The sequence below is a fragment of the Massilia sp. genome, assembly GCF_031995545.1.
Taxonomy (GTDB): domain Bacteria; phylum Pseudomonadota; class Gammaproteobacteria; order Burkholderiales; family Burkholderiaceae_D; genus Telluria.
Window position 1 is genome coordinate 58,536 of sequence record NZ_DAMAGA010000030.1, and the last position, 7,834, is coordinate 66,369.

Below are 7,834 nucleotides of genomic sequence, written 5' to 3' on the forward strand. Positions count from 1 at the left end.
CGTAGAACGCGAACAACGATAATGAATACGACTACTCTGAAACGCCTTTTCACCGATTACAAGATCCTGGCGCTGCTGATCGCGGTGGCCCTGATCTGGCTGTTCTTCAACATCAAGACCGATGGCGGCTTCACCTCGGCGCGTAACCTGTCGAACCTGATGCGCCAGATGTCGATCACCGGCATCCTGGCCTGCGGCATGGTGTTCGTCATCATCTCGGGCGAGATCGACCTGTCGATCGGCTCATTGCTCGGGCTCCTGGGTGGCTTGGCGGCGGTGCTCGACGTCACCCACGGCATGCCGCTGCCGCTGTCGATCGCCGTGGTGCTGGGCGCCGGCCTGATGCTCGGCTTTATCAATGGCTTTCTGACGGCCTATGCGGGCATCCCCTCGTTCATTGTCGGCCTGGGCGGCATGCTGGCGTATCGCGGCGTGGTGCTGGGCCTGACCGACGGCGCCACCATCGCCCCGGTGTCGCCAGGGATGGAGCAGCTGGGCCAGGCCTACCTGCCACCCGTCTTCGGCGCGGCGCTCGGCATCGCACTGTTCGTGCTGGCCGGCGTGCTGGCCTGGCGCCAGCGCGTCAGCCAGGCGCGCCATAACCTGCCGGTGCTGCCGGTGTGGCGCTCGGTGTTCCGCGTGGCGGTGGCCGGCATCGTGCTGTATGGCCTGATCACCACCTTCAACAGCTACGAAGGCATTCCGCTGCCGGTGCTGGTGCTCCTGGTGCTGCTGGGCGTGTTCAGCTACATCGCGCGCCAGACCGTGTTCGGCCGCCGCATCTACGCGGTGGGCAGCAATATGGAAGCGACGCGCCTTTCCGGCATCAACGTCAAGGCGGTCAAGCTGTGGATCTTCGGCTTGATGGGGCTGATGTGCGCGCTGGCGGGCCTGATCAACACCGCGCGCCTGGCGGCCGGTTCGCCGTCGGCCGGCGTGTCGGCCGAACTGGATGTGATCGCGGCCTGCTTCATCGGCGGCACCTCGATGCGCGGCGGCGCCGGCACTGTGCACGGCGCGCTGGTCGGGGCGCTGGTGATGGCGAGCCTGGACAACGGCATGTCGATGCTGGACGTCGACGCTTACTGGCAGATGATCGTCAAGGGCCTGATCCTGACGCTGGCGGTGTGGCTGGACGTCGCGACCCGCAGCAGCAGCCGCTGATCGCGAATTGTCCCGTTCGCGCAACGTACAGTTGAGCTTGCGCGAACGCCGGGTTTGATTCAAAGCAAACTCTTCGCTTGTCGCTGTTCGGGTGGCGCAAGCTTTTCTTAGACTCGTGGGAACACCGACTGCTGTGTTCACGACGAGGACAAGAAAATGACGAGCAAAGGCGCGCGTAGGCGACTGCTGTTGAAAACCGCATCAGGCTTGGCGGCCGCCCCATGGCTGCCGCAGTTGGCGCACGCAGATCCGGCGATCCGGATTCGCCAGGAATGGCAGCAGTTCAAGACCACCAGCCAGTACCAGTCGTTCCTGGCGGCGTTCGCGGCGATGCGTGCCAATACCAACGCGTCCGACCGCAGCTCGCTGGCCTACTGGGCCAACGTCCACGAGACCCATTGCCCGCACGGCGCGCCGTACTTCATCGCCTGGCACCGCGGCTACCTGTACTACTTCGAGCAGCAGCTGCGCATCGTCTCGGGCAATCCCGACCTGAATGTCCCGTACTGGGACTATTACTCGTACGCGACGCTGCCGGCCGAATTCACCAATCCGGCCTCGAACAATCCGCTCTACGTGCCGCGCCTGAGCGCCAACGTGCACAGCGCGCTCGACCTGGCCCCGTTCGCGCCCACCGTGTACAACTTCCAGCATGGCGCATTGAACGCGTTCGAGCCGAAGATCGAGGACGTCCACAATCCGATCCATGACCTGATCGGCGGCGTGATGACCACGATGCAGTCGCCGCTGGACCCGATCTTCTACCTGCACCACGCCAGCGTCGACCGCCTGACGCATGCCTGGGCGCTCCCCGACGGCAAGGGCATCCCGTATTCGAACAATCCGTACTCGCCCACCAACAGCGACCCGTACTGGGGCGGCAATCACGTGTATGCGGCCGACCTGAGCATCGAACGCTACAAGACGCTGGACCCGACCTGGATCGGCACCGATTACGCTGACACCACGATGCCGACCACGCTGCCGCCGGCGCCATCGACCAGCCGCACCGATACCGGCAGGACCACGCCCGCCACGCGTTTTACGGCGATACGGCGTCCGCCGTCGCGCAGCTTCAAGCCGGCGCCGAAGCGCCGGCTGTCGGCGACGCGGCGCGTGGTGAGCGGCGTGTTGCTGCCGACCTTCGACGAGCAATCGATATCGATTGCGCTGCAACTGGAGAAAAAGGATGCGGCCGAAGCGGCGCGCATCGTCGCCGCGCGGCGCAGTATCGACAAGGGCAGCCGGCTGGGAAGCCTGGGCAGCATCAAGGTCGTGATCGACCGGGCGACGGTCAGCGCCGCCGCCGGCCAGGGAGGTTTCTTCTATGCGTTCTACCTGAACATGCCGAACGTGATCGACTCGGGCACCACGCGCGCGCTGCACTTTGTCGGCACGCTCGGCGCATTCCAGATCGCCGCGGCGTCGCACCACGGCGCGGCCACGATCGAGTTCGACGTCACCGGCGTGCTGGCGCAGCAGAAGCGCTTCGACTTTTCCGAGCTGTCGCTGTCCTGGGTGCGCGTCGATGGCGACCGGCCGCCGAAAGGCAAGACCATCGACGTGGCCGAGGCGCGCCTCGACCTGACGTTCGATCCCCAACCCGCGCCGGCACCCGCGTTGGCGAAGCCGGCGCTCTGGTACCGCAGCCGCGGGCGCGGCGCTTAGCCCGGGACTGTCAGCGCACCGTCCACCAGGCGCACGATGCTGAGCGGGTTGCCGTCCTTGAGCGCTTCCGGCAGCAGGCCGGCCGGCACGTCCTGGTAGCACACCGGACGCAGGAAGCGTTCGATCGCGGTGGCGCCGACCGAGGTGCTGCGCGGGTCCGACGTGGCTGGGAACGGGCCGCCGTGCACCATCGCGTACGACACCTCGACGCCGGTCGGGAAGCCGTTGAACAGGATGCGGCCGACCTTGCGCTCGAGCAGCGGCAGCAGCGAGGCCGCGATCGCATGGTCGCTCTCGGTGGCGTGCACGGTGGCGGTCAGCTGGCCTTCCAGGTGGCGCGTCACGGCCAGGATCTCGGCCTGGTCGCGGCAGGCGATCATCAGGGAAACCGGTCCGAAGATCTCTTCTTCCAGGTCCGGGTTGGCCAGGAAGGTCGCCGCGTCGCACTGGTACAGCGCCGCCTGCGCCGCGCAGCCCGAGCCTTCAGCGCTGCCGCGTGCCACCAGCTGCAGGCCTTCGATGCCGGCGCGCTTGTCGATCGCGCTCGAATACGCCTGGTGGATGCCGGCGGTGAGCATGGTGCCGGCGGGTTTCAGGCCCAGCGCTGCCGCCGCGGCTTCGCGGAAAGCGTCGAACCCGGCGCCGGCCAGGCCGATCACCAGGCCCGGGTTGGTGCAGAACTGGCCCACGCCCATGGTCAGCGAATCGACGAAGGCGCCGGCCAGTTTGGCGCCGCCTTCGGCCAGTGCGCCCGGCAGCAGGTAGACCGGGTTAATGCTGCTCATCTCGGCGAACACCGGGATCGGTACCTTGCGCGCGTTGGCGATGCGGGTGAGGGCGATGCCGCCGGCGCGCGAGCCGGTGAAGCCGACCGCCTGGATCGCCGGATGGCTGACCAGGTCCGATCCGATCTGGTTGCCTTCGCCGATGATCAGCGAGAACACGCCTTCCGGCATGCCGCAATCCATGGCCGCCTTCAGCACCGCCTTGGCCACCAGTTCGGAGGTGCCGAGGTGGGCGTTGTGGGCCTTGACCACCACTGGGCAGCCGGCGGCCAGTGCCGAGGCGGTGTCGCCTCCGGCAACCGAGAACGCCAACGGGAAGTTGCTGGCGCCGAACACGGCAACCGCGCCGACCGGGATCTTGCGCATGCGCAGGTCCGGGCGCGGCGGGGTGCGTTCTGGCAGGGCGGAGTCGAGGGTCGCTTCCAGGAAGTGGCCATCGCGGACGACTTTTGCGAACAGGCGCAGCTGGTTCACGGTGCGTCCACGTTCGCCTTCCAGGCGCGCGACCGGCAGGCCGCTTTCCTGGGTCGCGCGTTCGATCAGCGCCGGACCCAGGTCGATGATGCGCTGGGCGATCGTCTCCAGGAAGACGGCGCGCTGTTCCAGCGGCAGGGCGCGGTAGGGCTCGACGGCGGCGTCGGCCAGCTCGCAGGCGCGCGCCAGGTCGTCCGCCGTGGCGGTGCCGAAGTCCGGCTCCAGCTCGGTCTTGCGCGATGGATCGTAAGCGCGGATGGCCTTGCCGCTGCCGCGCACGATGCGCTGGCCGATGATCATTTCGCCGCTGATATTCATTGGATCTCCTTGTTTGTTGTGATGGTGCGGATGGTGGCGCCGTGCGCACCTGCCGAGACCATGGATGTTATACGCAATCATCAAAAAACGCACGCCAAGACGCAGGGTAAATACTCTGACAGGCCTATGCCCTTGCGGAACGCGAAATGTGACATCTAACTTTTTCTGTTAGCGCGAACATTTTGCTTGCCAGTCACGTCTGTATTGTTTAGCATTGTTTGCAGCAGGTCATTAATAAGCACATAACAAACATAAAAGCAGGAGACACATGCGTACCACGATTACCCGCCTGGCGGGCGTGGGCGCGGTCACGGCTGTCCTGGCCATGACCGTTGCCGGCGTCGCCTCCACGGCCGTCGCCCAGCCGGCGCCGGCAGCCAGCGTCCCGTACCAGTGGGACAGCGTCGCCATCGGCGGCGGCGGCTTCGTCACCGCAGTCATCCCCAGCCGCAGCGAGCCGAATGTGGCCTACGCCCGCACCGACGTCGGCGGCGCCTATCGCTGGGACGGCAAGGCGCGGCGCTGGACGCCGCTGCTGGACTGGGTCGCCGAAGACCAGACCGGCTTTCTCGGCATCGACGCGCTGGCGATCGACCCGCACAACGCCGCCAACGTCTGGCTGCTGGCCGGCATCGCCTACCTGAACGGCGGCCGCACCGCGATCCTGCGCTCGACCGATTATGGCAAGAGCTTCAGCATCGTCGACGTCACCAAACAATTCAAGACCCACGGCAACGGCTTCGGACGCCAGAACGGCGAACGGCTGGCGGTCGATCCCGGCTCCAGCAAGCGGCTGTACCTCGGCTCGCGCCGCGACGGTCTGTTCGTGAGCGGCGACGGCGGCCAGACCTGGCAGCGCAACGCCGCGCTGCCGGTCACCACCACGCCTAATGACGTCGGCCTGAACATCGTGCTGCCCGATCCGGCGAGCATCGACAAAGGCCAGGCGCGGCGCCTGTTCGTCGGCGTCTCGCGCTTCGGCAGCGTCGGCCCGAACCTGTACCGCAGCGACGATGGTGGTGCCAGCTTCGCGCCGGTCGCCCACGCACCTGTCAGCCTGATGCCACAGCGCGCCGCGCTGGATGGCGCCGGCAACCTGGTCATCACCTATGCCGACGGCGCCGGACCGCATCCGAACAAGAGCGGCAGCGAACCGGTCGATCGCGGCCAGGTATGGAAATACCACGTCGCCAGCGGCGCGTGGACCGAGGTCACCCCGAAAGGCTGGACCCGTCCCTTCGCCGGTGTCAGTGTCGATCCGCGCAATCCCAAGCGCCTGGTGGTCTCCACCATCAACACCTTCATTCCGCAGGGCGACGCCAAGGGCGACCGCATCTTCATCTCGAACGACGGCGGCGCCAGCTGGCTCGATGTGATCGCGCGCGGCTTTCGGCGCGACGACGCCGGCGTGCCGTGGCTGAAGGGCCATGCGATCCACTGGGCCGGTTCGGTCGAATTCGATCCGAGCGACACGCGTGCGGTGTGGGTCACCTCCGGCAATGGCGTGTTCCGTACTGCGAACATCGACGCCACGCCCGCCACCTGGACCTTCACCGTGGCCGGACTCGAAGAGACCGTGCCGCTCGGCTTCGTCAGCATGGCCGGGCAACCGGTGGTGTCGGCGATCGGCGACTACGACGGCTTCGTGCACGACGATCCGGCGCGCCACGGCCGCATCCACCATCCCGAAATCGGCACCACCACCGGCCTCGACGCGGCGGCGCTGCGCCCGGGCACGATGGTGCGCGTGGGCGACGCCATGCTGCTGACCAGCGATGGCGGCAAGACCTGGACCAAAACGCCGGCGCTGCAGGGCAAGCGCGGACGGGTCGCCATCTCGGCCGACGGCGCAACCCTGGTGCACACGCCACAGGGTTCGTCGACCCTGTACCGTTCGGCGGATGGCGGCGCGACCTGGGTGCAAGTCAAAGGCCTGGCCGGACGCGACCTGCGCGCCGTCGCCGATCCGGTTGAATCAAATGTGTTCTATGCCTACGACGACAAGGCGCTGATGGCAAGCAGCGACGGCGGCGCCAGCTTCAGCGCACGCGCCGCGCTGCCGGCCGGCGGCTCGCGCCTGATCCGCCTGGCGCCGGGCCGCGAAGGCGACCTGTGGGCGCCGCTCAAGGACGGCGGCCTGCAACGCTCGCTCGACGGTGGCGTCACCTTCAAACCGGTGGCCGGCATCGGCTACTGCGGCGCGGTCGGTTTCGGCAAGGCCGCCGAAGGCAAGGATTACCCGAGCGTGTACATCTGGGGCAGCGTGGCCGGCGTGCGCGGCATCTACCGCTCGCTCGACGCCGGCGCCAGCTGGCAGCGCATCAACGACGACGCCCACCAGTACGGCGGCCCGGGCGATGGCCACTTCATCGTCGGCGACATGAACCGCTTCGGTTTCGTGTACATGAGTACTGCCGGCCGCGGCATCGTTTATGGAAGGCCTGCAGCCAAATGATTCTTCTTCCCCGTATCGTGCTGGTGGCCGGACTGCTGGCCGCCAACCTCGCCGCCGCCGCGCCTGAACTGGTGCTGCGTTATGACCGTCCGGCCCAGGACAACGACCAGGGCTGGGAAAAAGAGGCGCTCCCGATCGGCAACGGCCGCATCGGCGCCATGGTGTTCGGCCAGCCGGGTCGCGAACACCTGCAGTTCAACGACATCACGCTATGGACCGGCGACGACAAGACCATGGGCGCGTTCCAGCCGTTCGGCGACGTGCTGGTCGAACTGCCAGGCCACGAGAGCGGCGCCACCAATTATCGCCGTACGCTCGACCTGGCACGCGGCGTGCACACCGTCACCTATACCCACAAGGGCGTGACCTACAAGCGCGAGGCCTGGGCCAGCTATCCGGCGCAGGTGATCGTGTTGCGCCTGAGCGCGAGCCGTCCCGGCCAGTACACCGGCAGCGTGGCGCTGACCGATCGCCACGGCGCGCACCTCGCGGTCGACAAGAATCGCATTCACGCAAGCGGTACGCTGGCCGGCTTTGTTCTGCCGGACCAGACACCGAGCAGCAACGTCATGACCTACGCCAGCCAGCTGCAGGTGCTGAACGAGGGTGGCAAACTGGCGGTGGACGGCAAGCGCATCAAGATCGAGGGCGCCGACAGCGTTACCCTGGTGCTGGGCGCCGGCACCAGCTTCGTCATGGACGCGGCGCGCCGCTTCAACGGCGAGCATCCGCTGGCGCGCGTGACCGAGCAGGTGAACCGGGCCGGCGCGCGCAAGGTGGCCGAACTGCGCAGCGAGCACGAAAAGGACTTCGCCAGTCTGGTCGGCCGCGTCGACCTGGACCTGGGCGACACCCCGGCCGCGCGCCGTGCGCTGCCGACCGATGCGCGCCTGCTGGCCTATACGAAGCAGGGCGACGACCCGGAACTCGAAGCGCAGTACTTCCAGTACGGCCGCTACCTGCTGGTTTC

At 67.2% G+C, this 7,834-nt stretch carries 5 protein-coding genes; 4 read left to right on the plus strand and 1 reads right to left on the minus strand.

The window, feature by feature from the left end; all coding sequences use genetic code 11:
- Positions 1-21: 21 nt before the first annotated feature.
- Positions 22-1,164 carry an ABC transporter permease subunit gene (locus tag RTQ83_RS18320; protein ID WP_312517552.1) on the plus strand — a complete coding sequence of 381 codons (1,143 nt, stop codon included), beginning with the start codon at positions 22-24 and terminating at the stop codon, positions 1,162-1,164.
- Between the two features lie 189 nt (positions 1,165-1,353).
- Positions 1,354-2,832, plus strand: a complete 1,479-nt coding sequence (locus tag RTQ83_RS18325) for a tyrosinase family protein (RefSeq protein ID WP_312517555.1) — start codon at positions 1,354-1,356, stop codon at positions 2,830-2,832.
- Here RTQ83_RS18325 and RTQ83_RS18330 read toward each other — a convergent pair.
- Positions 2,829-4,409: an aldehyde dehydrogenase (NADP(+)) gene (locus RTQ83_RS18330; protein ID WP_312517557.1), complete on the minus strand. Its 1,581-nt coding sequence runs from the start codon at positions 4,407-4,409 to the stop codon at positions 2,829-2,831. The two genes, RTQ83_RS18325 and RTQ83_RS18330, sit on opposite strands and share 4 nt — an antisense overlap.
- Positions 4,410-4,677: 268 nt before the next feature.
- On the opposite strand from RTQ83_RS18330, the gene RTQ83_RS18335 reads away from it, so the two are divergent.
- Positions 4,678-6,864 (plus strand): exo-alpha-sialidase, encoded by a 2,187-nt coding sequence (locus RTQ83_RS18335; RefSeq protein ID WP_312517559.1) that lies wholly within the window; start codon positions 4,678-4,680, stop codon positions 6,862-6,864.
- A partial coding sequence (locus RTQ83_RS18340) for a glycoside hydrolase family 95 protein (RefSeq protein ID WP_312517561.1) occupies positions 6,861-7,834 on the plus strand: 974 nt, incomplete at its 3' end. The genes RTQ83_RS18335 and RTQ83_RS18340, both read left to right, overlap by 4 nt.